This window comes from Candidatus Woesearchaeota archaeon, from assembly GCA_030651135.1.
Classification (GTDB): Archaea; Nanobdellota; Nanobdellia; order Woesearchaeales; family JACPBO01; genus JACPBO01.
The window spans coordinates 172,567-193,097 of the sequence record JAUSCS010000013.1 but is presented as its reverse complement, the minus strand read 5'-3'; the positions used below and the strand labels follow the sequence as shown (position 1 = coordinate 193,097).

20 protein-coding genes and 2 tRNA genes are annotated in these 20,531 nt (G+C 36.4%); 3 read left to right on the top strand and 19 right to left on the bottom strand.

The annotated features are described in order from the left end of the window. Window positions 1–14 precede the first annotated feature (14 nt). From hisD to Q7J54_07665, 8 genes are all read right to left on the bottom strand, one after another. Window positions 15–1,127 carry a histidinol dehydrogenase gene (gene hisD / locus Q7J54_07700; protein MDO8741418.1) on the bottom strand — a complete coding sequence of 371 codons (1,113 nt, stop codon included), beginning with the start codon at window positions 1,125–1,127 and terminating at the stop codon, window positions 15–17. Next, a complete protein-coding gene (gene hisIE, locus Q7J54_07695; GenBank protein MDO8741417.1) occupies window positions 1,109–2,332 on the bottom strand; it encodes a bifunctional phosphoribosyl-AMP cyclohydrolase/phosphoribosyl-ATP diphosphatase HisIE in 1,224 nt (407 codons plus the stop codon). Before hisIE ends, hisD begins: the two co-directional genes overlap by 19 nt. Continuing rightward, complete coding sequence (gene hisF, locus Q7J54_07690) at window positions 2,329–3,084, bottom strand: imidazole glycerol phosphate synthase subunit HisF (protein MDO8741416.1); 756 nt, start codon at window positions 3,082–3,084, stop codon at window positions 2,329–2,331. Before hisF ends, hisIE begins: the two co-directional genes overlap by 4 nt. Further along, window positions 3,066–3,659, bottom strand: a complete 594-nt coding sequence (hisH, locus tag Q7J54_07685) for an imidazole glycerol phosphate synthase subunit HisH (protein ID MDO8741415.1) — start codon at window positions 3,657–3,659, stop codon at window positions 3,066–3,068. The genes hisF and hisH overlap by 19 nt, the downstream gene beginning before the upstream one ends. Continuing rightward, window positions 3,656–4,249 carry an imidazoleglycerol-phosphate dehydratase HisB gene (gene hisB, locus Q7J54_07680; protein ID MDO8741414.1) on the bottom strand — a complete coding sequence of 198 codons (594 nt, stop codon included), beginning with the start codon at window positions 4,247–4,249 and terminating at the stop codon, window positions 3,656–3,658. The genes hisH and hisB overlap by 4 nt, the downstream gene beginning before the upstream one ends. Continuing rightward, window positions 4,246–5,889: a histidinol-phosphate transaminase gene (gene hisC / locus Q7J54_07675; protein ID MDO8741413.1), complete on the bottom strand. Its 1,644-nt coding sequence runs from the start codon at window positions 5,887–5,889 to the stop codon at window positions 4,246–4,248. Before hisC ends, hisB begins: the two co-directional genes overlap by 4 nt. Next, entirely contained in the window at window positions 5,867–6,451 is a 585-nt protein-coding gene (locus Q7J54_07670) for a hypothetical protein (GenBank protein MDO8741412.1), read from the bottom strand. The genes hisC and Q7J54_07670 overlap by 23 nt, the downstream gene beginning before the upstream one ends. 13 nt (window positions 6,452–6,464) lie before the next feature. After that, window positions 6,465–6,535: transfer RNA gene (locus Q7J54_07665), tRNA-His, on the bottom strand. 349 nt (window positions 6,536–6,884) lie between these two features. On the opposite strand from Q7J54_07665, the gene Q7J54_07660 reads away from it, so the two are divergent. Further along, entirely contained in the window at window positions 6,885–7,658 is a 774-nt protein-coding gene (locus tag Q7J54_07660) for a methyltransferase domain-containing protein (GenBank protein MDO8741411.1), read from the top strand. Here Q7J54_07660 and Q7J54_07655 read toward each other — a convergent pair. Genes Q7J54_07655 through Q7J54_07640 form a run of 4 tightly spaced genes read right to left on the bottom strand, consistent with a single transcriptional unit; the run spans window position 7,645 to window position 11,596 of the window. Next, entirely contained in the window at window positions 7,645–7,917 is a 273-nt protein-coding gene (locus Q7J54_07655; protein MDO8741410.1) for a transcriptional regulator, read from the bottom strand. The two genes, Q7J54_07660 and Q7J54_07655, sit on opposite strands and share 14 nt — an antisense overlap. A gap of 24 nt (window positions 7,918–7,941) precedes the next feature. Then, complete coding sequence (locus tag Q7J54_07650) at window positions 7,942–9,927, bottom strand: PQQ-binding-like beta-propeller repeat protein (GenBank protein ID MDO8741409.1); 1,986 nt, start codon at window positions 9,925–9,927, stop codon at window positions 7,942–7,944. Window positions 9,928–9,987: 60 nt separating this feature from the next. Further along, window positions 9,988–10,980 (bottom strand): hypothetical protein, encoded by a 993-nt coding sequence (locus Q7J54_07645; protein ID MDO8741408.1) that lies wholly within the window; start codon window positions 10,978–10,980, stop codon window positions 9,988–9,990. Between the two features lie 4 nt (window positions 10,981–10,984). Beyond that, entirely contained in the window at window positions 10,985–11,596 is a 612-nt protein-coding gene (locus Q7J54_07640) for a KEOPS complex kinase/ATPase Bud32 (GenBank protein MDO8741407.1), read from the bottom strand. A gap of 78 nt (window positions 11,597–11,674) precedes the next feature. Between Q7J54_07640 and Q7J54_07635 the strand changes: the two genes are divergently transcribed. Next, window positions 11,675–11,772 (top strand) — tRNA-Gln (locus tag Q7J54_07635). 63 nt (window positions 11,773–11,835) lie between these two features. Then, entirely contained in the window at window positions 11,836–14,985 is a 3,150-nt protein-coding gene (gene ileS, locus Q7J54_07630; GenBank protein MDO8741406.1) for an isoleucine--tRNA ligase, read from the top strand. A gap of 12 nt (window positions 14,986–14,997) precedes the next feature. Here ileS and Q7J54_07625 read toward each other — a convergent pair whose 3' ends face one another. The 7 genes from Q7J54_07625 to Q7J54_07595 are packed head-to-tail and all read right to left on the bottom strand — an operon-like array spanning window position 14,998 to window position 20,523. Further along, window positions 14,998–15,336 (bottom strand): hypothetical protein, encoded by a 339-nt coding sequence (locus tag Q7J54_07625; protein ID MDO8741405.1) that lies wholly within the window; start codon window positions 15,334–15,336, stop codon window positions 14,998–15,000. Between the two features lie 29 nt (window positions 15,337–15,365). Continuing rightward, entirely contained in the window at window positions 15,366–16,046 is a 681-nt protein-coding gene (locus Q7J54_07620; GenBank protein ID MDO8741404.1) for a hypothetical protein, read from the bottom strand. Further along, the gene (locus tag Q7J54_07615; protein ID MDO8741403.1) at window positions 16,033–16,281 is read right to left on the bottom strand and encodes a hypothetical protein; all 249 of its coding nucleotides are present in this window, start codon (window positions 16,279–16,281) and stop codon (window positions 16,033–16,035) included. The genes Q7J54_07620 and Q7J54_07615 overlap by 14 nt, the downstream gene beginning before the upstream one ends. A 41-nt stretch (window positions 16,282–16,322) precedes the next feature. Then, window positions 16,323–16,865 (bottom strand): DUF1016 N-terminal domain-containing protein, encoded by a 543-nt coding sequence (locus tag Q7J54_07610; protein ID MDO8741402.1) that lies wholly within the window; start codon window positions 16,863–16,865, stop codon window positions 16,323–16,325. Next, window positions 16,862–17,422: a hypothetical protein gene (locus tag Q7J54_07605; protein ID MDO8741401.1), complete on the bottom strand. Its 561-nt coding sequence runs from the start codon at window positions 17,420–17,422 to the stop codon at window positions 16,862–16,864. Before Q7J54_07605 ends, Q7J54_07610 begins: the two co-directional genes overlap by 4 nt. Continuing rightward, complete coding sequence (locus tag Q7J54_07600) at window positions 17,419–20,115, bottom strand: N-6 DNA methylase (GenBank protein MDO8741400.1); 2,697 nt, start codon at window positions 20,113–20,115, stop codon at window positions 17,419–17,421. Before Q7J54_07600 ends, Q7J54_07605 begins: the two co-directional genes overlap by 4 nt. 60 nt (window positions 20,116–20,175) lie before the next feature. Further along, on the bottom strand, window positions 20,176–20,523 hold the full coding sequence (locus Q7J54_07595) for an AbrB/MazE/SpoVT family DNA-binding domain-containing protein (protein ID MDO8741399.1): 348 nt from the start codon (window positions 20,521–20,523) through the stop codon (window positions 20,176–20,178). Window positions 20,524–20,531: the final 8 nt, after the last annotated feature.

Here is a 20,531-nt window from a genome sequence, read left to right as displayed (position 1 = left end):
GGTTTTGAAAAAAATCAGTTCTTTTTCTTCAGCCTTATTTCTGCAGATTTTTTGTGTTTTTTTAAACCTTCCAATTCCGCCAATTTAATGGTCATTTTCATCAGTTTTTTGTTCGGTTTTATTTTTTGATAGGTTTGTACTTTAATAAAATCCCTTACAGATAAACCGCCAGCATATTTTGAAGCCTTATTTGTAGGTAAAATGTGGTTTGTTCCGCTGCAATAATCGCCAAAAACAACTCCTGAATTATAACCAATAAACAAAGAGCCATAGTTTCTAAGTCCTTTGATGTACTTATTGAACTTTTTAACAAACAGTTCCAAGTGTTCTGGTGCTATTTCATTGGCTTTTTTAATGGCTTCTTCTATTTGTTTATCTGATTTTGATGATGCTTTGATTAACCATACTTTTACGCCTTTATCGTGTTCTTTCTGAGCAGCAAGATCTGCATTTATAAAATTCATATTTGCAGTTTCGTCAGCTATGATCATTATTTCACTAGGGCCGGCAATAAAATCAATTCCAACATCCCCGAAAACTTGTTTTTTTGCTTCTTGAACATACTTGTTTCCAGGACCAACTATTTTATCAACTTTTGGAATTTGTTTTGTTCCATACGCTAAGGCAGCAATTGCTTGTACTCCACCAACATCAAATATTCTATTCGCACCCGCTAAATCTGCTGCGACAATGACATCTGGTTTAATTTTAGGCGAACAAACAATAATATCATTCACCCCAGCAATTTTTGCGGGGATGATTGACATTAATGCTGAACTAAGCAGAGGAAAATTGCCACCCGGAACATAGCAGCCAACTTTTTCTATTGGAACGATTTTTTGGCCTATGATGCCATACTCTCTTTTTAACTCGAAGTTTTTAAGCTGTTTTAGCTGCGCTTTTGCAAATTCTTCGATATTTTTAATCGCATATTTTATTGCCTTAATTGTTTCTTTATCTGCTTTTTTATAACATTCTCTTATCTGTTTTCTAGTTATTTCAAATCTTTTATTATACTTTTTATCAAATAAAATATTATATCTTAAAATAGCAGAATCTCCTTTCTCTCTTACTTCTTTTATTATTTTACTTGCAATATTTGTGGTCTTCATTTTCTTCTGCTCCATAGTTCATTCTTCACATCCATTATATTTATTCTTTTTTTGGCCATTAAAACCATCACGAAATACATCAGATCTGCGATTTCCCAAACCAGATTATTTTCGTCCTTGTAGTTTATGACCTCATACGCTTCTTCTTTAATTTTTCGCTTTATTAAATCTTCGTTCTTCAATAGCTTTGATGTATAAGACTCTTCTTTCGGATTTTTTAGCCTGTCTAATATGATGTCGTAAAGGTCTTCCAGCTCAAATTCCTTCTCACCGAAGCACGAATAAGCTTTAGTGTGGCATGCTGAATTCTTTTGCATTACAGTAAACAGCAAACAGTCCCTGTCACAATCGTATCGTGCCTTGATAAGTTCCTGAAAGTTTCCTGAAGTTTCGCCCTTTGTCCAAAGTTTTTTCTTTGACCTGCTGTAGTATGTTGCTTTATTAGTCCTGAATGTTTTCAACAACGATTCTTTTGTTGAAAAAGCCAGCATTAGGACCTGTTTTTTGTCATCTTGTGCAATTGTGGGCATTAAGCAGTTGTTTTTGCTAAAGTCCAATAATGAAATAAACGCTTCATCTAGTTTTATTTTATTTTTATAAATGGACATTCCTATCTGTGAATTAATTCCGAGGTTCTCAAGCTTTTTGATTTCATCTATTGATGTTATTCCGCCTGCGGCCGTTATTTTGTTTTTTGTAAGCTTTTTTAATGCTGCAATTCTTTTAAAATCAAAGCCCTGCATAAGCCCTTCCCTTTCAATATCTGTAAAGAGAAATTCGGAACAATAATTTTCCAGTTGTTTTATGACATCTTCTGGTTTTTCCCCTGTGTTCTTAGTCCAGCCTTCGCTTGCGACATAATTGTTTTTTACATCTATTGCTGCAATAAGGCGTTCTTTTGGCAGCTGTTTTAAAAACCTTGGCTCTGCCTTTGTTCCAATTATGATTTTTTTGGCGCCTGACCGCAAGATCTCATACGCTTTCTTCACAGTCCTTATCCCGCCGCCGACTCTGCAGTCTGCTATCTTACAAATGTCTTTCACCAACGCTGTATTGTTGCCTTTGCCTAGAGCTGCATCCAAATCAATTACAGCAAGTTCTCCATACTTCCTGAATTCCAGAGCCAAATCTAATACATCCTGCCTTTCAAGCACTTTTGATTTCCCCTGCTTCAATTGAACTGCTTTCCCATCCATTAAATCAATGCTGGGAATTATCATTTTCTTACCTCGATGCCTTCATTATTCAAATAATCTTTTACTTCAGATATTGAATATGTGCCATAGTGGAAGATTGATGCCGCCAATACAGCATCTGCTTTCCCTTTCCTGAAAACCTCGGCTAAACTCGGCAATGAGCCTGCCCCCCCAGACGCTATTACCGGGATATTAACTGATTGGGAGATTGCTTTAGTAAGTTCAATATCATAACCTTCTTTTGTCCCATCTTTGTCCATAGATGTCAAGAGAATTTCACCTGCACCCAGAAGCTCGGCTTGTTTAGCCCATCTTACAGCGCTAATTCCTGCAGATCGCCTTCCTCCTTCGATAAAAACTTCATATTTCCCATTGATCTTCTTGACATCTACAGCTACGACTATGCATTGGCTTCCAAATTTTTTTGCGGCTTTTTTGATCAACTGCGGATTTTTGACTGCTGCTGTGTTAATTGAAACCTTGTCTGCGCCCGCATTAAGCACGTCTCTTATATCTTCGATTGTGTTTATCCCTCCACCGACAGTCAGGGGGATAAATATTTGTTTTGCTACTTTTTTGACTAGTTCAATCGTTATTTTCCTTTTTTCAGAGGATGCAGCAATATCCAAAAATACAAGTTCGTCTGCACCTTCGCTATCATATTTCTTTGCTAACCTGACTGCATCGCCAGCGCACCTTAAATTAACGAAATTAGTTCCTTTTACAACAATGCCTTCTTTTACATCCAAGCAAGGGATTATTCTTTTAGCGAGCATTTTAACCATCTCCTTAATAGTTCTAAGCCAGATTTACCGCTTTTCTCAGGGTGGAATTGGACAGCAGCCACATTCTTATACTGAATTCCGCTAACAAAGCTGCCAAAGTAATCTGTCGTTGCTGCAACAATCTCTTTTTCTTCAGGTACAACATAATATGAATTGACAAAATAGAAATAGCTTTCTCTGAAAATGCCTTTTTTGGTGGGAATTACCTTATTCCACCCCACTTGTGGAACTTTTCCTTTTGAGAATTTCACCGCCTTGCCTTTAAAGATGCCAAGACCCTTTACTCCTTTGCTTTCCTCACTTTCTTCAAAAAGCGCTTGAAGACCCAAACAAATGCCCAAAAATGGTTTTCCGTCCTTAATTGAGTTTCTTATAGGCATTTCTAATCCTTTGTCCCTTAAATTATCCATCACAAACCCAAATGCACCAACACCGGGCAGGATTATCGCATCAGCATTTTCTATTTCTTCCGGAGTATTCACTACCTTAGATTTCGTTCTTAAATAATCAAGTGCATTTTTTACACTATTCAAATTTCCAGTTCCGCAGTCTATTATTCCTATCATTTTTCAATCAAACCCTTAGTTGATGGCGTTTCTTTCAAGGCTCGCTTGTCCCTTGAGCATGCAGTTTTCATTGCTTTTGCAAAAGCCTTGAATAAAGCCTCGATTTTGTGGTGGTCGCTTCTTCCATATTTCATCCGAATGGCTATATTTGCCTGCAAGCCCGTTGAAAAACCATAAAAAAAATCCTCAAGCAAATCTGCATCAAAATCTCCGCAGAATCTCCTTCTTGGCTTTCCCTCAAACCTCAGGTAAGGTCTTCCTGATATGTCTAATGCCACAATTGCAAGAGCATCATCCATTGGATAAATGAAATATCCTGCCCTGTTAATTCCCTTTTTGTCATCCAATGCCTCCCTGAATGCCTGTCCCAACACTATTCCGCAATCTTCTATTATGTGATGCTGATCCACTTCAACATCTCCTTTTGCCTGCATAGCGATGTCAAAGAGCCCGTGCTTTGAGAAAGATTCAATCATGTGCGCAAAAAATCTTATTGGCGCATCTACATTGTATTTCCCGCTTCCATCGAGATTTAATTCTACACATATCTCTGTTTCCTTTGTTTTTCTTTCAATCTTGGAAGTTCTCATTTTGCATAGCCTCTGACAATCTTATTTATGTTTTTATTAACAAATTCAAAGCCAATTTTTGCATTGGAAGCTGCTAGCTTGTCATTTTTTGTATCTCCGAAATAGATTGCTCTGCTGACGCTAAGCGCATTCATCGCTTTGATAATGCCTTCCGGATTTGGCTTATCTTTGGAAACGTCCTCAAGAGCCATGACCACAGAGAAAAAACTTTTAACATTGTTTCTTATTAATGCATACTCTGCTTCTTTCTTGGGTCTGCCCGTCACAATTGCCAACTCGTATTTTTTAGATAATTTTTCCAAAATCTTTCTCTTCAGCAGCCATTTTTCATTTTTTACCAATCCATCAAAATCATTTCCCAAATAGCAGTTCTGAAATTTATCTATTATTTTTCCTCTTTTTATCAATTTGCCCCTGCTTTTGATTATGGCTTCTGTTATATTCCAGTCGTTATTAAACCCTGTTTTTTCCTTATATGCCTGAATTTCACCATAACTAACTCTGGAGCCTGTAAAGAACTCTGCTGTTTTTTTTATTGCCGTCCTGTAAGATCTGCCAACATCAACCAGAACACCATCCATGTCAAAGATTAAGGCAGGCTTTAGTATTTGTTCCAGGGATTTGGCCAGTTTCCTCATCTGTTTTTTTGTCCCTATCGTGATTCTCAGGCAATTTTTAATTAGAGGATATCTGCTCATGCCTCTAACCAGAATCTTGTTTTCCTTTAGTCTGCCTCTGATATATTCCGCATCATCAAATCTTGCAAGCAAAAAATTAGCTTTGCTTGGGTAAAACTCTATGCTCAATTTTCTAAATTCGCTTTCAAGCACTTTCTTGTTTTCTTTGACATCTTTAATGCTCTTTTTCATCCAAGCAACATCGTCCAAGGCCGCTTCTATGGCTGTTTTAGCAATCGAATTCACCTCAAAAGGGCCATAAGCCTTTTTCAAAATTTCAATATTTTTGTTATTTGATATTATATATCCTGCCCTTAACCCAGCTAATCCAAAAGCCTTGGAAAAAGTTCTCGTTATGATCAAATTGCCATATTTTTCAATCATATTGCTTGCTGTAAAATTAGAAAATTCACCATATGCTTCGTCAATTAAAACAACTGAATTTTTTGCTTTTTTGAGTATCCTCATAATGCTTTTTTGATCTATTGATGTTCCAGTAGGGTTGTTTGGGTTGCATAAGATGATAATTTTTGTCTTTTTATTGACAGCTTTTAATAAATTCTCTGTTGGGAAACTAAGATTTTTATTATATTTTATTTTTTTTATTTTTGCTCCAGCAATTGTTAGAAAAAATTCATACATGGAAAAAGTTGGTTCGATAATCACAGCTGAGTCATTTTTGTCAACAAAACAATCTGCTACTAACTTTAAGGCTGCATCACAGCCATTTGTCACCACAATATTATTCGGTTTTACTTTGCAGTATCCGGCCACTTTTTCATTTAAGCCGCTATAATCGGGATAAGTCGAAAGATACATTTTATCTATGCTTTTCATTTTATCAAGCACTTTTTTTGAACATCCCTTTGTGTTCTCATTAAAGTCGAGCCTGATGAAATCCTTTCTTCCGGAATTTGGCGGCGCATACCCGTTCAGATTTTTAATATAGTTCCTTGCTTCCATTTTTACCTCCAATAATTACAAAATCTGATGAAAATATCCTATCATAGACTGCGAGCTTAAGCTCCCTTATAGTAGAACCGCTGTAAACAATGTCAATTGCTAAGTCAGCTATCTTTCCAACACAAGATTCTGTTTGCCCATTAACGTAAAGGGGTTTGAACTTAATGCCTTTTGACTTAAGAAATGCAAGCGCCATATTTTTGTATTTTGCATTGATGCAAATTCTTGGATTTTTGCTCAGCGGATTGCCGCCATCGGGACCAAGCAAACATAATGTTGGCTTGCCAAATAATGCTTTTTCATCACGCCACACGATCCTTTTAATGATCTCTATCCTAGAATTACAGCTTTTGCTTAGCATGTAATCATTAAAAAGGTCTTCTCCTGTCAAGCCGAAAGCAACCATCTTGTCTTCTACAAATTGCTCTGTAATGCTTGGGATGTCTTCACCTCTTGCTTCCATCATTTCTTTAGCCTCCAATCTATTAAAAAATCCTAATCCTTTCTCCACAAATTCCTGTAGCCTTTTGTTTGTTGGCTTTATTATTATTGGTCCTTTCATTTTTCACCTTAAGGGCGATAGCCGGGATTCGAACCCAGTCCTGAAGATCCACAATCTCCTGTGCTGCCATTACACCACTATCGCCGTCTTGAATTTTTCATAGCTCACGCTATTTTTTATTTGATCTTTCTTAGATTTTATCGACGACAAAATCAACTTTAAATAAGCCCGAAATGAGCTTATTTTTCCTTATCGGAAATTAAAAGAATTTGTTTTAGTTTATAGAGCTAGCTTTGAGCCAGCAATGAAAGAATGCAGAATTAATCTTGGCGATCAAGCTAATCAAAACAGAATTACAGCTCAAAACAATGCCGATAACCACCAATTGTGTTGTTTATCATAGTCATTTGGAATGTGTTTTTTGTTTAAATAACTTTCGGTTTTGTGTTTTACGCCGGTAAAATTTATAAACACAACCGCATTTTTAATTATTATGAGTAGCTACAAACCACTTCAAAATCTGGTCGTAAGGGAATTTTCAAATGAAAAAGTCCAGAAATCATACGAAGAAGCAACAAGGGAAGGCTTGTGGAAATCAGAAGAAAAACTATTTAAAAAATATTTTAAGCCAGGATCAAGAATATTTGATATAGGCTGCGGCTCCGGAAGAACAACTTTTTCTCTTGTTAAAATAGGCTATAAAGTGATAGGAATAGACCTGACTCCTGCAATGATCAAAACAGCTAAAAGGCTTTCAAAAGAATTCAGGATAAAGATTGATTTTAGAGTTGGCAACGCAGCAAACCTGAAAATCAGGAATGAAAGCTTTGACAATGCATTGTTCTCATTTAACGGCTGGGATCAAATTCCAGGAGAAGAAAACAGGCTGAAGGCATTAAAAGAAGCAAACAGGGCAATAAAGCCAGGAGGATATTTTATTTTCACATCGCATTTGAGGCAGTTGAATAAGAAATATTTCTGGTTTTGGATAAAACAGTGGCTCAGGCTTTACATTTTTAAGCCTATTGGGCTGAATATAAGGGAAATAGAGTACGGCGACCAGTTCTTTAAAAGGGCGCGTATAGAGGAATATGAAAATGAGCAGTTTATCCATATACCGAGACTTTCAAAGATAATCAAACAAATTAAAAAAGCAGGCTTTGAACTGGTGTTTTATGATAAAAGAAACAGCATTGCAAAAGAAGATGAAAAATTAATAACTGGAAACTGCACTTTTTTTGTATGCAAGAAACCTATTTTATGCTGAACCTCGCCTCTTCGATCCATTCTTTTCTGCATTTAGGGCATTTGCTTGGCCTGCTTAATTTGGATCTCTCCTTGAAAACAAATCCGCAGCTCTTGCAGTATGCTGGATCAAGCTTTAACTTTCTCGGCTTTATAGAACGGGCAACATGGCTGAGATCTTCCTTAATTTCTTTGGCTGTGACCCTGAAATAATTCGCTAAGTCCTGGACAGAATGCGCTTTCTCTCCCAATAATTTTTCAATCTCTTCGCGGCGGGTCATTTTTCCTTAAACCTGATTTTTATTTTAACCCCCGATAAATTCACGAACATAATTATCGCCATAAGCTGCGACTATTTTTGTTTTATCATCAGATATTTGAACGCTGTTTATTCCAACAAGAAAATCTTTTGAGACATTTCCTATTTTGTTGCAGCCTTTCCACAGCATTGTTCCCTTTTCGTTATAAACCATAACACAATTGCTTGGTGCTCCGCCTACAACGATTCTTTTTCCATCATTGGAAATTGTAATTGCATTATGCCCCATTCCCCCTTCTTCTCCTATCCCAATCATAGATCTTTTCCATAAAAGGTTTCCATTATTGTCAAACATATAAACCATAGCACCAACAGTGCCAAGAACAATTCTGCTGCCATCTGGCGTTACAGCGCCTGCTCCGGCAACGTGATCAGGAATCCTGTGCTTCCATCGCAGGTTGCCGTCGGCATCGAATGAAAACAAAGTCCTGCTTTTTCCAGCAGCAAAAACATTTTTCTTATTATCAACCCCCAAGAACATAGGGAACTCGCCCATTACAAAATCCCATTTTTTGTTTCCATCGGAATCAAATCCTGCCAAGGTTCTTGCCCCAACGATAAACCCGGAGTCATCATAATAAAACCGGCAATTCCTAAACCATTCATCAATCCAGGATACTTCTTCTTTAGCTCCGGTGTCTGAATCAAACAAATACAATTTCTGGATAGCGCCAGACAAAACCTCTTTGCCGTCTCTTGAAAAGCAGGCACTCCTCACCATTCCTCCTGCATCAAAAGACCACAGCAATTTGCCGCTTTTATCGACAGTGTATATCTTATTATCGTGGCAGCCAGCTGTAACTTTACTGCCATCTTCTGCAATATCAATGCCCCAGCACTCGTTGCCAGCAGGCTGCTTCCATAAAACATTGCCTTTTGAGTCAAACAGATAAAAATTTGTTGGCTTATCCAATTGAGGCGGATGCTTTGCCTGATCAGCAGCAAATACGCTGAAATCGTTTGCAGCTTTTATCCAAAAGAAGCCATAATTATCATCAACCTGCTTTTCCCATTCCATACTGTAGGAAACAGTTTCTTTTTTACTTTCAAGAATGATATCTAGCCTTACAAAATCTTTTCTTGTAGGCGCAACCTGCCCTTTGAAATAATATTCGTATCCTTCCTTATCAGCAGAAATAAAATAATCATTTGAGTCGCATGCGGTTTCTCTTGCATAGATTGCGTTAATATCTTCCATCCCAAGTACATTGATGTTGTATCTTCCAAGCCGGTCACTATCCCCTCTGAACCCATACCTGCCGCAATTCATCGTGGCATCGACTCTTACATTGCTGACTGGATTCCCATTTTCGTCTTTTACATAACCATAAATCCTGCTTGTTTCTTTTCCCCTTAAATCATCATCAACTGTGCCAAAAACTACAGGCAAATTGAGGCTATTACCTCCTTGGCTCAGTTCAAAATTTACTGTGAAAGTCTCTTCACCGCCTCTGTCAAGAGAGATGAAATACCAGAGCTTTTTTTCCTCACCCGGGGCTATTTTTACAGGAGAATTCTGGAATGAGAAAAAATGAAGATTCCATTCCGGAACTTGCTTGATTAATTCCTGATCCGGTGTTATTGAGATAAAAGCCTCGCTGCTGCCTTTATTTTTTAGTGCAATAAAATAGTCAAGCCCGCTTTCAGTCATGCCTCTGATAATTCCGGTTGAGAAATAAGCAACTTCAACATCTCCAAGCTGTTTTTTTATCAATTCCCCTTTTGGAACTCCTTCAGGGGATTGCGGCAAAGGCAAATCTGTATTTATTGGAGGCAGCATCAACTCATCGCTTCTTTCTTCCGGCCATTTTTCTTGCTGTGTTGGCGGCTCATTTATTCCTTTGTCCCCGGGCAACTCAGGATTGTATATTTCCTGGCTTCCCGGCCTTTTGCCAAATTCACCTTCCTGAGAACAGCCAATAATCAAAATTAACGGGATTAATAACACCGAAAATAAAATTATCTTCCTCACAAAAACACCTCTTTTAAAACACCTTAAGTTATTACTATAAAAATTTATTGGAAATTAATCTTATTTTATAAAAAATTTATTTATTTCATCTTCGCTTATTTTATTGATTTTTATTTCTTTATCTGATCTGCTTCTGCCATATTTCACAAGCACTTCATCATTTTTATCATCGCTGTACCTTGCTGTAAGCTGCGCTGCCAGCTTAATTGCCTCTTTCGTCTTTTTATCCTGCAATACTGTTACCGGGCTTCCGCAATCAGGAACTTCAAAATAATAATCTGATTTATTTTTCAATCTCAGCAATTCCTTGTTTTCAGCTTCATTCCTTCCCACAATTATTTTGCTTCCGTCAAGCCTGAAATGCCTCCCGTATTTCAGCATCAGCAGGTCCTTCATTGAAATTGTTTTTTTATGATCGAATAAATCCCTGATTTTATTGCCGAAACACTTGTCCGTCAATAAACAGCCACCAGATGGGCAGGGATAGTCTGAAAAATTAAGCTTTTTAGCAAGCTCAATCTGCTCTTTTCTCTGCCTTCCTTTTATCCCCAATAGCAACTCCCTTTTAACCCAGCCTTTTTTTTCAGCCTCTGTTTCAGGCAGCAATTTCGCTGACAGCGGCCTTAATAATTTTCCTTTCAGGCCAGATTCTTTTTCAATGAGCATCAAGGTATTGAAATGCTGCGACATTGGCCTTTGGTCAAGCACTTCTCCAGTGAAGATAAACTTTGCCCCGATCTCCTTGGCATATTTTTTTGCCTTCTTAAGAAGATAAATCCTGCAGTCAATGCACGGGTTCATTGAAGAGCCATAGCCGTGCTTAGGGTTTCTGACAATTTTTATGTATTCCATTCCCTTTTTGATCATCTTTATCGGGACATTAAACTTTTTTGCAACCTCGGCAGACTCGCATCTTCCCCTTGTGTTGCAAAGGCAGAAAATAGAAGTGCAGTTAAGCGCGTGAACATCAATGCCCTGGTCTTTGATTAATTTTACAGCGAGAGAGCTGTCCAATCCGCCTGACAATAATGCAACTGCTTTTATTTTTTTCATAGAGCTAACTGCTTTTTCTTTTATGCCTTCCTCTCATTTCAACAATCTCAAATCTTTTCAGCACTTCATTGTTATCTTTCATTTCTTTCTTATAGCCTGCGACAGTAGAATCAAAGCATTCCTTCCATATCTCATAGTGCTTGCTTTCAAGGGCCTGCCTTAACAAATGGAGATCGACAGCCATGTCCTCTACTTTATAAGATATAAAGCTCAATCCAAAATCAATAAAGTAAATCTTGTTGCTGTCTTTTTTGTTCAGGATCATATTTGATGTTGTCAGATCGCCGTGAATAATGTTGTTATTATGCAAAATTCCGATCTTTTTCCCAAGCTCAAAGCACAATTTTCTGCAATTCTCTTTATTCAGAGCATCTCTCAATTTATCGCCTTCAATAAAATCCATCTTTATTTTTTCTTTATCATCAGAATAGACTAATTTGGGCGCAGGAAAACCTATTTTGTTTAATTTAACCAAAATATTTGCTTCTCTTCTTGTCCTGGTTTTCCTTAAAGGCACGTCTATTTCAGGGATCCTGTAGGATTTTCTGACCCTGTCCTTTATAACATCCCTGTCAAGGTAGATGATTGCCTCTGCCCCTGATCCGATCTGTTTCATTGCATAAAGAATAATCAGTTTGTTTTTAAATGTTTATGTAGAAAGCTTTTTAAAACAAAACATAATTAATCAACATAAAGCCCCATAGTCTAGCGGTCAATTCTTGAAAGTTTCAAGAAGACTAAGGATAGGGCCCTCTGGAGGCTCTGACGGCGGTTCGAATCCGCCTGGGGCTATATTCTTTTTTTAACCACCATTTAACCATAATATATTTAAATGAATATAAAAACTAACACTATATGCTCAAAAATTATAATTTCAGGGAAGTTGAAGAGAATACTCTGAAGTTCTGGAAAGAGAAAAAGATCTACGAGAAAGCAAAAGAAAAGAACAGGAAAGGAAAGATCTTCTATTTCTTAGATGGGCCGCCATACACATCGGGCAGAGTGCATATTGGGACGGCATGGAACAAATCGCTAAAGGACTGCTTCATCAGATTTAAAAGAATGAATGGCTTCAACATCTGGGACAGGGCAGGCTATGACATGCATGGTTTGCCGACAGAGCATAAAGTCGAGGAAAAACTTGGAATAAAGCAGAAAGAAGACATTGTAAAGTTCGGAGTTGAAAAGTTTATAAAAGAATGCAAAACGCTTTCAACAGAAAACATGAAGCTGATGAATGATGATTTTATAAGGCTCGGCATATGGATGGATTTTGAAAATGCCTATCAGTCCTTGAAAAACGAGTTTATTGAAGGCGAATGGTGGCTTATAAAAAGAGCGCATGAGAACAAAAGGCTGTATGAAGGTTTAAGAACAATGACGTGGTGTGGCCATTGCGAAACAGCGCTTGCAAAGCACGAACTGGAATATGAAACAGTTGAAGATGATTCTATTTTCCTGAAATTCAAGGTAAAAGACAAGCCAAACGAGTATCTGGTGATATGGACAACAACACCATGGACAATTCCATTCAATTTAGCAGTAATGGTTAATCCTGAACTTGATTATGTAAGGGCGAAAGTTGGAAGTGAAGTCTGGATTGTTGCAAAAGGATTGGCAGGAGCATTTATAGGAGGAGTTGCAAACAAGGATTTTACTATTTTGGAAGAATTCAAAGGCAATAAATTAGAGGGAACAAGGTATGAGCATCCTCTTTACAAAGAGCTTAAAAATGTTTATGACGAGCTTGAAAAAGAATCTTTGAAAGTGCATTCTGTGATTTTATCTTCAGAATATGTTGATCTGAGCGCAGGCTCAGGATTAGTGCATTGCGCCCCTGGCTGCGGCCCAGAGGATTATGAAGTGGGCCATAAAAACGAAATAAAGCCGTTCAACAATCTAAGCGAAAGAGGGGAATTCCCAAAAGAGATGGGCATATTTGCAGGCTTGATCGCAAAAAAAGATGATAAAAAATTCATAGAAGCTTTGGAAGAAGCAAATTCTCTGATTGCAACAACAAAAGTAGAGCATGAATACGCGCATTGCTGGAGATGCCATAATCCAGTTATCTATAAAACAACAAAGCAGTGGTTCTTCGAAGTGGAAGATCTTAAAGAAAAGATGATTGAAGCGAATAAAAAAATAAAATGGGTGCCTGAAGCTGCCTTCAATGCATTTGAGTCGTGGCTGAAAAATTTAAGGGACAATTCAATTACAAAACAAAGGTATTGGGGCTGCCCATTGCCAGTATGGAAATGCGAGAAATGCAATGATTATGTTGTAATAGGATCTGCTAATGAGCTGAAAGCATTAGCAAATAAAGTTCCTGAAGATCTTCATAAGCCATATATTGATGAAGTCACAATAAAATGCAGCTGCGGGGGCATAAAGAAAAGAATCCCTGACATTTTAGACGTATGGGTTGATGCAGGGACAACATCATGGAGCTGTTTAGATTATCCGCAGAGAAAAGATTTATTTGAAAAAATGTTTCCGCCTGAATTTATTCTGGAAGGAAAAGACCAGATTAGAGGATGGTTCAATCTTTTAATGGTTGCATCGTTTGTGAGCATGAACAGGCCTTCTTTCAAGGCAGTTTATATGCACGGATTTGTTCAGGATGCACTTGGAAGAAAAATGTCAAAATCCCTTGGAAATCAGGTTTCTCCTTATGAAGTCATTGAAAAATACGGGGCAGATACGCTGCGGTACTATATGATATGCGGAGCAAATCCCGGGGTTGACATCAATTATAATTTTGATGACCTGAAGATAAAAAACAAAAACCTGTTTGTGCTTTGGAATCTTGCCAATTACATGGTTGATTTGGCGCAAAACAGCGGCATCAACCCTTCTAAAATAACTGCTGAAAGCGTTGAGAAGAATTTTGAAATAGAAGAAAAATATATTTTTTCAAAGCTTAATTCAACAATCAAGAAAGTTACAGGGCTTTTCGAGGAATATAGATTAAATGAAGTTCCGCTTGCCATTGAAGAGCTTTATCTTGAATTATCAAGAACCTATGTGCAGCTTGTGAGGGATAAATTTTCAGGAGAAGATAATGAGAAAAAAGTTATTTTATTCGCGCTTTATGAAAATACAATGCATATTCTGAAAATGTTTGCAGCAGTTGCGCCGTTTATTTCAGAGCAGATTTACCTTAATTTAAAAGAAGCTTTTGGATTAAATGAAGAGAGCATACACTTGTTTGACTGGCCTGTTTATGATAAAAACAAAATTAATGCAGAGCTAGAAAATGATTTCAGCGTTGTGAAAGATTTCATACAGTCAATACTTGCCGGGAGGGAGAAAATAAGCCTTGGAGTGAGATGGCCGCTAAAAGAAGTTATTTTAATTATTGATGATGAAAAGGCAGTAAGCGCTGTTGAAAAGCTTGAAGATGCGATTAAAAAACAGACTAATGTTAAAGAATTGAAAATACAGAAAATATTCCCGCAGTCAAAGACCATTGTCAAAGCAGATTTTAACAAGCTTGGCCCGGCTTTCGGCAATAAAGTTCCAAAGATAATTGCAAAGCTTTCAACAGAAAGTGCAGAGAATGTCTTAAGCCACATTAAAAAAGAAGGAAAGTTTGTTTTGAAAGTCGATAATGAGAGCATAAATCTTCTCAGGGACCATATTGTTGTCACAAGAGAAGTTCCTTTTCCGTTCAAGGAAGTTGAATTTAGATATGGGCAGCTTTATCTTAATGCTGAAAGAAACGATGAATTGGAAGCAGAAGGATATTCCAGGGAGATCATGAGGAGAGTGCAGGAAGCAAGGAAGAAGAACGGCCTTGAAAAGAAGGACAGGATTGTTTTATTCGTTAAAGTTGATGAAGATCTGAAAGAGATGCTTGCAAAATGGGAAGATGCAATAAAGGAGAAGTGCGGAGCAGATAAGATAAAGATATCTGATCAGGAGCCTGCAAGGAAGCATAATGTTGAAGTGAAAGAGAGCATTAAAGGGAAGGAGATAAGGATTTTGTTTGATAAGATAGTTTAAAAATCTTAATAATTATTTGTCGCTATTTCTTAATTGTGTTTGCCCGATTATGAAAAAGAGAAGAGAGATGATGGTCATTATGACTCCAAATAAAATACAAAATCTAGCTAGCTCAATTTGGCTAGTCACCAAATTAGGTACTAAATCTGCATACGATGCAGTAGGAATCGCACTTTTATTTAAATTCTGACAAACATCACTAATCAAATTAAACCCGAAGTTCAAGGAATTCAAAGAATTAGTCCATGCAACTCCTCCTGTTGCAAACAAAAACCCAGCCAATATCATTGTTAGTTGGGCCATTATAAACCAAGATTTTGCCAATTCGATTTTAATTCCGGTTTCAGTCATTTCAGGCTTTCCTCATTAATTTTGCTCTGCTATGTTGCTGGTTTTTTCTTTTTAAAAAATAAGATCTCTTTTTCTCCACCACTAAATCTTTCAAAATCATAATCTTCCAGAATGATCTTAATCGAATCTACGCTTTCTGAAACAAGTTTAGCCGCTTGTTTAAAACCTGAAATAATAAAAATTTTTGGCGAATGAGATTTTGCCTTTACATCTACAGTTTTTATAACATCTGCTTTTTTACTTGTTCCTTGAACAAAAAGCGTATATTTCTCTATATTTTTCAAGAGCTCGCCTATATCATCTTCAAGTTTTTGTATCGAAGTTAGTTCCTCTAAAAGAATTCCTACATACATGTTCAACACACCATTTTGAGCAAATTCCGCTATATGCAATCCTTCTACATTATATTTTTTAAAAATTTTACCTCTAAGATTATGTAGCCTCTCATCTTCTTCTTCTAACTTTCTTAGCGTTAACCCTAATCTTACAAGAAATAAAAGTTTTTCATCTTTTATGTAATTTTTGTAAAATTTTGTTTCACCAGAATTATATTGCTCTTTGACCACCTCTATTGTTTTTTGGTCTTGTATAAATGCAAGTTTTCTATCTCTAAATTTTTTTACCCACGAAGCTATTTTCTCAGAAGACCATTCTAAAACCCCCTTTGTAATACCCTCAGCAGCATCAGAGACAGGATTATTCGAGGACATCTTCTCCAAACTCTTGTATATAGGAAGAAATACTTAATTCATTATCGTCCAAAATAATTTCGCTACCAGGAAAAATTACCATATTATTCACCATTATTGGTATGTTTAGATACCTGTCCACTACCTTATTCCCATCAGAACCTACAACAAACTCACCATCTGAGTTATAGCCTAATTCCTTTAGTAAAAGTATCTTCGAGTTTAAAGAAACATTTTTTAATGAGATGAACTCCATTTTAGCAACCTCTTATTTGTTTAATGTTATAGTGCAGTTATTTATAAAGTTTTCGTTAAGTTTGTACTATTATCAATAATCTTCTGTTCAAGTTCTTTTTCAGAGTAGCTGTAATCTTCAGGTATTTTCAGAAATTCCAGCACATACGGATCTTTTATCAAATCTTTGGCAGTTTCTATAACTTGCCTTTTTTTTGATAGCTCTATTTCATAAAATGACCTTTCTAAATCATCTTCTATCTTTAGAAGCTCAAAATAATGGCTCCATGACAATTGGTGAGACAGCGTCTCACTTTTTTTGTATTTAAGATAAAACAGCCTCATGTATATCAGATTGCTTTTGCTAAACCCTTTTCCATGCCTTAGTTTCAAGTCTTTGGAAAGGTTTTCCAAAAGCGCAGAGCCGTATTCTGCCTTTTCTTTTCCGTGCTGCTCAAATTCAACTATTCTCTTACCTATTTCCCAGTATGTTCTGACAAGAATTGTATTAACTGCCTGATATGCCTGCTTTCTGCCTTGCTCGAGTAAAGAGCCTATATCTGTTATTAATGAAGAATAGTCTTTCGGATTTGTTAGTTTTTTCATTTCAGGCTTTCCTCAATGATCTTCTTTTCTTCAGCGACCAATTTGTTTTTGATTTTACTTATTACCTGTAAATACTCTTTTAACCTCAAATTTTCATATTTTTGATAATCTTTCCTTTTAAAAATATTCTTGGGTCTATTATCCCATAAATCAAATTTTAGTCTATCTGTAAGCAAAGACACATTTTTGCTATCTATTTTTATCGCTTTAAAATAAAATAAACACTTTAGAATCGTTTCGAGTTTTATTTTCATATCAAAATAAAATTTATTAGTTTTATAAGGAATATATGTGTTTAAAAAAATAAAGCTTATTATAAAAAACAATATTAAAAATAAGATTAACTTAATAATAAAAATACTTCCTGGGTATAATAAAATTAATTCTAGTTGTAAAAAAGATTGAAACAATGAGGAAGATAATACAACAATGGCTGAGAAAACAAGAATTATTAGGCTCATATTGAACTTTCTTTCCTGTTCAAGTTGTTCAAAATTACCAGATAACAAAGATAATTCATTCTTAAAATAGTCTATGATGGATTCTATCTCACTCATTTCAAATTCTCCTCAATGATCTTCTTTTCTTCTGTAGTTATGTCATAAATCTTATAGACAAGCTCGTCAATTTCAGCGTCAGTTTTCTTTATTTCTTCCTCGATTTTAGCCCTTTCATCTGTCTTCTTCTCGCCGATTTCGTTTAGGCGTTTGTTTAGGGAGAGCATTTTATCTACAAGTTTTATTAGGGGTTGCTGTTGAGATAGAGTGACTTGCTTAATCGGTAGCTGCCGTAGGTGTGCAGGTTTTACTTCATATTCATTAAACGTTTTTTGGAAATAGTAATCCATTAGCTTTGAGTTTAGGATACCTAAACAGTACTTTAATGAAAAACCTTTGTCTCGCATTACTATATTGCCAAGCCTATTGAGATTGTAGTACTGCTCGTTATCAAGAGTGCAGATAAGTTTTCTTGCCATACCTCTTCTTGTTCTTTGTACAAGTATCTTATCTTCTTTAAAGATTGATTCATCAGGTAATGTTCGTCCTTTGTCCCCATAACTGTCTACAACTTTTTTATCGTATAATATCCATTGCCCAGGCCACTTAAGGAAGTACCGAGATATGTCCCTTCCACTTAGAAGTTTATGGTATCTGTTGTCTACCTTCTTGTTGGCCACCAAAACGTTTTTTATGTAACCCGTATTTATCCCCACAGTTACATAGGCTATCTTTTCAAGAGATACCGAGCTGTTTTCAATCCTTTTAGTTATGTGGCTTGTCTTCTGGTCTAGATAAATGTTAAAGTTGTTGTCTTTCGTTTCGTTAAATTTTGATTGAGATATAAAGTAAGTGCTAGTAGGGTCGGTTATGGACTTATCTCTTGAGCGACAGATGGATATACTGACATTCTGTCTATTTCTTTCGTTCTTGACAGAATTCTTTTCGAGTATCAATATAATACTCTCAACTGTCACTCCTTCAAAAACGGCTAAGCCTACATCCACAATTTCTTCTATGGTGCAGTTATCAAGGATATACGTTCGTAATTTTTTGTATGATATTGCAGTTAAAAAGGTGTTAGGGATGATAAAACCCAGTGTTCCTCCTTCCCGCAGAAGATTAATCGAACGTTCGATAAAGAAGCGATACATATCAAAATTACCTTCAGCGGTTACATATTTTTTGCCATACGCTCCCTTTATTTCAGGAGTTGGAATTCCACGATAACCATACGGCGGATTCCCAATAACAACATCAAAACCACCTTCGTCCATTATTTGCTTAAATTTCTCATTCCAATTGAAAGCTTTATCACCTGCGATACTTGAGTCATCAATTAGGCTGTTTCCATTCTGGATATTCTGCTGAAGCAAAGGCAACCGATGCCCTCGTTCTGCGATTTTCAATAGAAGATTAAGCTGCGCTATTTCAACTGCCTGCTTGTCCAAATCAACGCCAAAAATATTATTCTGCAAAATTTTTACTTTTGTTGTAAATGGCGTTCCTGTCTTCAAGTCCAGCTTTGTCTGATTGTAGTCTTTGTCATTTTTTGAGTAGTGTTCGTTCAGAACATCAAAAGCCTTAATCAAGAACGAACCAGAGCCGCAGGCAGGGTCTAAAATCCTTATCTTTTCAGCATTCATATTTTTATCTTTGAGTAATTCTCCCAAAGTGTTTCTTACAATATAATCCACTATGTAAGTGGGTGTGTAGTAAATTCCCTGCTCTTTTCTATGTGCGTGATTTTCTGTAAGTTTTGCCCTTTTTTCGCTTTTCTTTAAAATATGCCCTAGATACTGCTCGTAAATGTTGCCTAAAACATCTGCCTCAATAGCTGAGAAATCGTAAGAAACTGATTTATCTTTGGTGTGATATATTCCTTCAATTATTTCATGTAAAACCTCATTATCTATACCCAAACTATCGCATAAATGATTGGCAAAGATTTTGCTGTTGTATTGTTTATCAAAATAAACAAAAACTTCCCTGAGCTTTTTAAGGATGTTTGCTTCGTTCTTAGCTTCCCATAATTTTCTTTCTTCTAGTTCTCTATCTTCGCAGTTTCTTATAAAAATCAATCTGTCCAAAATCCTTTGGATAGACTCGTCTAGTTCTTCTTCTTTTAAATTCCTGCTTTGGTTAAGCTTCATTATGTTTTTGGAAAGCAACTCCCTGAACCTAGTAAAATCTGCCAAAAGCTGTTTATCAACAGAAGTCTTTTTAGTTTTCTTTCCCCATTTTTCTGCTTCTTTGTCTATCAAACCCTGCTCAAAGCTCTCTCTTGACAAAAGCCATAATTGATCAAATCTCTCTAAAAACAAATGGCAAGGCAATGATTGCCCAAATTGAGCCTGTAAAGGATTAGCACTTTTCCATTCTGCATTAAATATCCTAACGCTTTCAAAATCAGTAAGAACCGCCCAAGTACAGCCCTTATGCCATGCGTAGTTTATGGTTTGCTCAATAAATTTAGGGTCATCCAAGTCCTCTTTCAAAGCTTTTGCTTCCAAGAAAAACTTAGGAATCCCATTTATCCTGAAAGAATAATCCACTCTGCCTTTAGAGATTTTTTCTTCTGCTGAAACTTCGTTAGACTCTTCAATATTCCAGCCCAAAGCACGGAATAAAGGCAGAATAAAATCCTTTTTAGTCATTTCTTCATTGTATTTATTAACTCTTTTTTCTTCTACAACTTTATTGTACTTATCAATAAGTTCCTTTATTTCTGCCTTTGTTTTTTCTTTATCCATTGCAATGCAATTATTTTATCTGTTCTTTATTAATCTTTTTATTAAAAATTCAGAAATAAATCAAACCACCGTTATCTCTATCTTCCTCTTTGCTGTGGGCTCTATAACAACTTCCTGGCCCTTTTTTAAGCCCAAGAATTCAGCGATCTGCTTTGGTAGCTTAACATCAAGTGACGATCCTGAAGTGCCGATCCGCGTCTTTCTCGCTAAGCCCCAGATCCCCAGTTCTTTTGCCTTCTTTTCAATTTGCTCGCTTACGTTGCCTTCAAACAAAGTTTCCCTGCATTGCGGGCAGACTAAAGCATCGAATCTGCCAAGGCTCATTCCAAACTGCATATATTCTGATTTTTTCCTGACTAATTCCGATTTTCCGCATGTAAAGCATTTCATTTTCTCACTAAATAACATTTATACTA

Bases quoted from the DNA above. Each gene is read 5' to 3' on its own strand.
- hisD (MDO8741418.1), bottom strand. From the start codon at position 1,127: ATGGAGCAGAAGAAAATGAAGACCACAAATATTGCAAGTAAAATAATA.
- hisIE (MDO8741417.1), bottom strand. From the start codon at position 2,332: ATGATAATTCCCAGCATTGATTTAATGGATGGGAAAGCAGTTCAATTG.
- hisF (MDO8741416.1), bottom strand. From the start codon at position 3,084: ATGCTCGCTAAAAGAATAATCCCTTGCTTGGATGTAAAAGAAGGCATT.
- hisH (MDO8741415.1), bottom strand. From the start codon at position 3,659: ATGATAGGAATAATAGACTGCGGAACTGGAAATTTGAATAGTGTAAAA.
- hisB (MDO8741414.1), bottom strand. From the start codon at position 4,249: ATGAGAACTTCCAAGATTGAAAGAAAAACAAAGGAAACAGAGATATGT.
- hisC (MDO8741413.1), bottom strand. From the start codon at position 5,889: ATGGAAGCAAGGAACTATATTAAAAATCTGAACGGGTATGCGCCGCCA.
- Q7J54_07670 (MDO8741412.1), bottom strand. From the start codon at position 6,451: ATGAAAGGACCAATAATAATAAAGCCAACAAACAAAAGGCTACAGGAA.
- Q7J54_07660 (MDO8741411.1), top strand. From the start codon at position 6,885: ATGAGTAGCTACAAACCACTTCAAAATCTGGTCGTAAGGGAATTTTCA.
- Q7J54_07655 (MDO8741410.1), bottom strand. From the start codon at position 7,917: ATGACCCGCCGCGAAGAGATTGAAAAATTATTGGGAGAGAAAGCGCAT.
- Q7J54_07645 (MDO8741408.1), bottom strand. From the start codon at position 10,980: ATGAAAAAAATAAAAGCAGTTGCATTATTGTCAGGCGGATTGGACAGC.
- Q7J54_07640 (MDO8741407.1), bottom strand. From the start codon at position 11,596: ATGAAACAGATCGGATCAGGGGCAGAGGCAATCATCTACCTTGACAGG.
- ileS (MDO8741406.1), top strand. From the start codon at position 11,836: ATGCTCAAAAATTATAATTTCAGGGAAGTTGAAGAGAATACTCTGAAG.
- Q7J54_07625 (MDO8741405.1), bottom strand. From the start codon at position 15,336: ATGACTGAAACCGGAATTAAAATCGAATTGGCAAAATCTTGGTTTATA.
- Q7J54_07620 (MDO8741404.1), bottom strand. From the start codon at position 16,046: ATGTCCTCGAATAATCCTGTCTCTGATGCTGCTGAGGGTATTACAAAG.
- Q7J54_07615 (MDO8741403.1), bottom strand. From the start codon at position 16,281: ATGGAGTTCATCTCATTAAAAAATGTTTCTTTAAACTCGAAGATACTT.
- Q7J54_07610 (MDO8741402.1), bottom strand. From the start codon at position 16,865: ATGAAAAAACTAACAAATCCGAAAGACTATTCTTCATTAATAACAGAT.
- Q7J54_07605 (MDO8741401.1), bottom strand. From the start codon at position 17,422: ATGAGTGAGATAGAATCCATCATAGACTATTTTAAGAATGAATTATCT.
- Q7J54_07600 (MDO8741400.1), bottom strand. From the start codon at position 20,115: ATGGATAAAGAAAAAACAAAGGCAGAAATAAAGGAACTTATTGATAAG.
- Q7J54_07595 (MDO8741399.1), bottom strand. From the start codon at position 20,523: ATGTTATTTAGTGAGAAAATGAAATGCTTTACATGCGGAAAATCGGAA.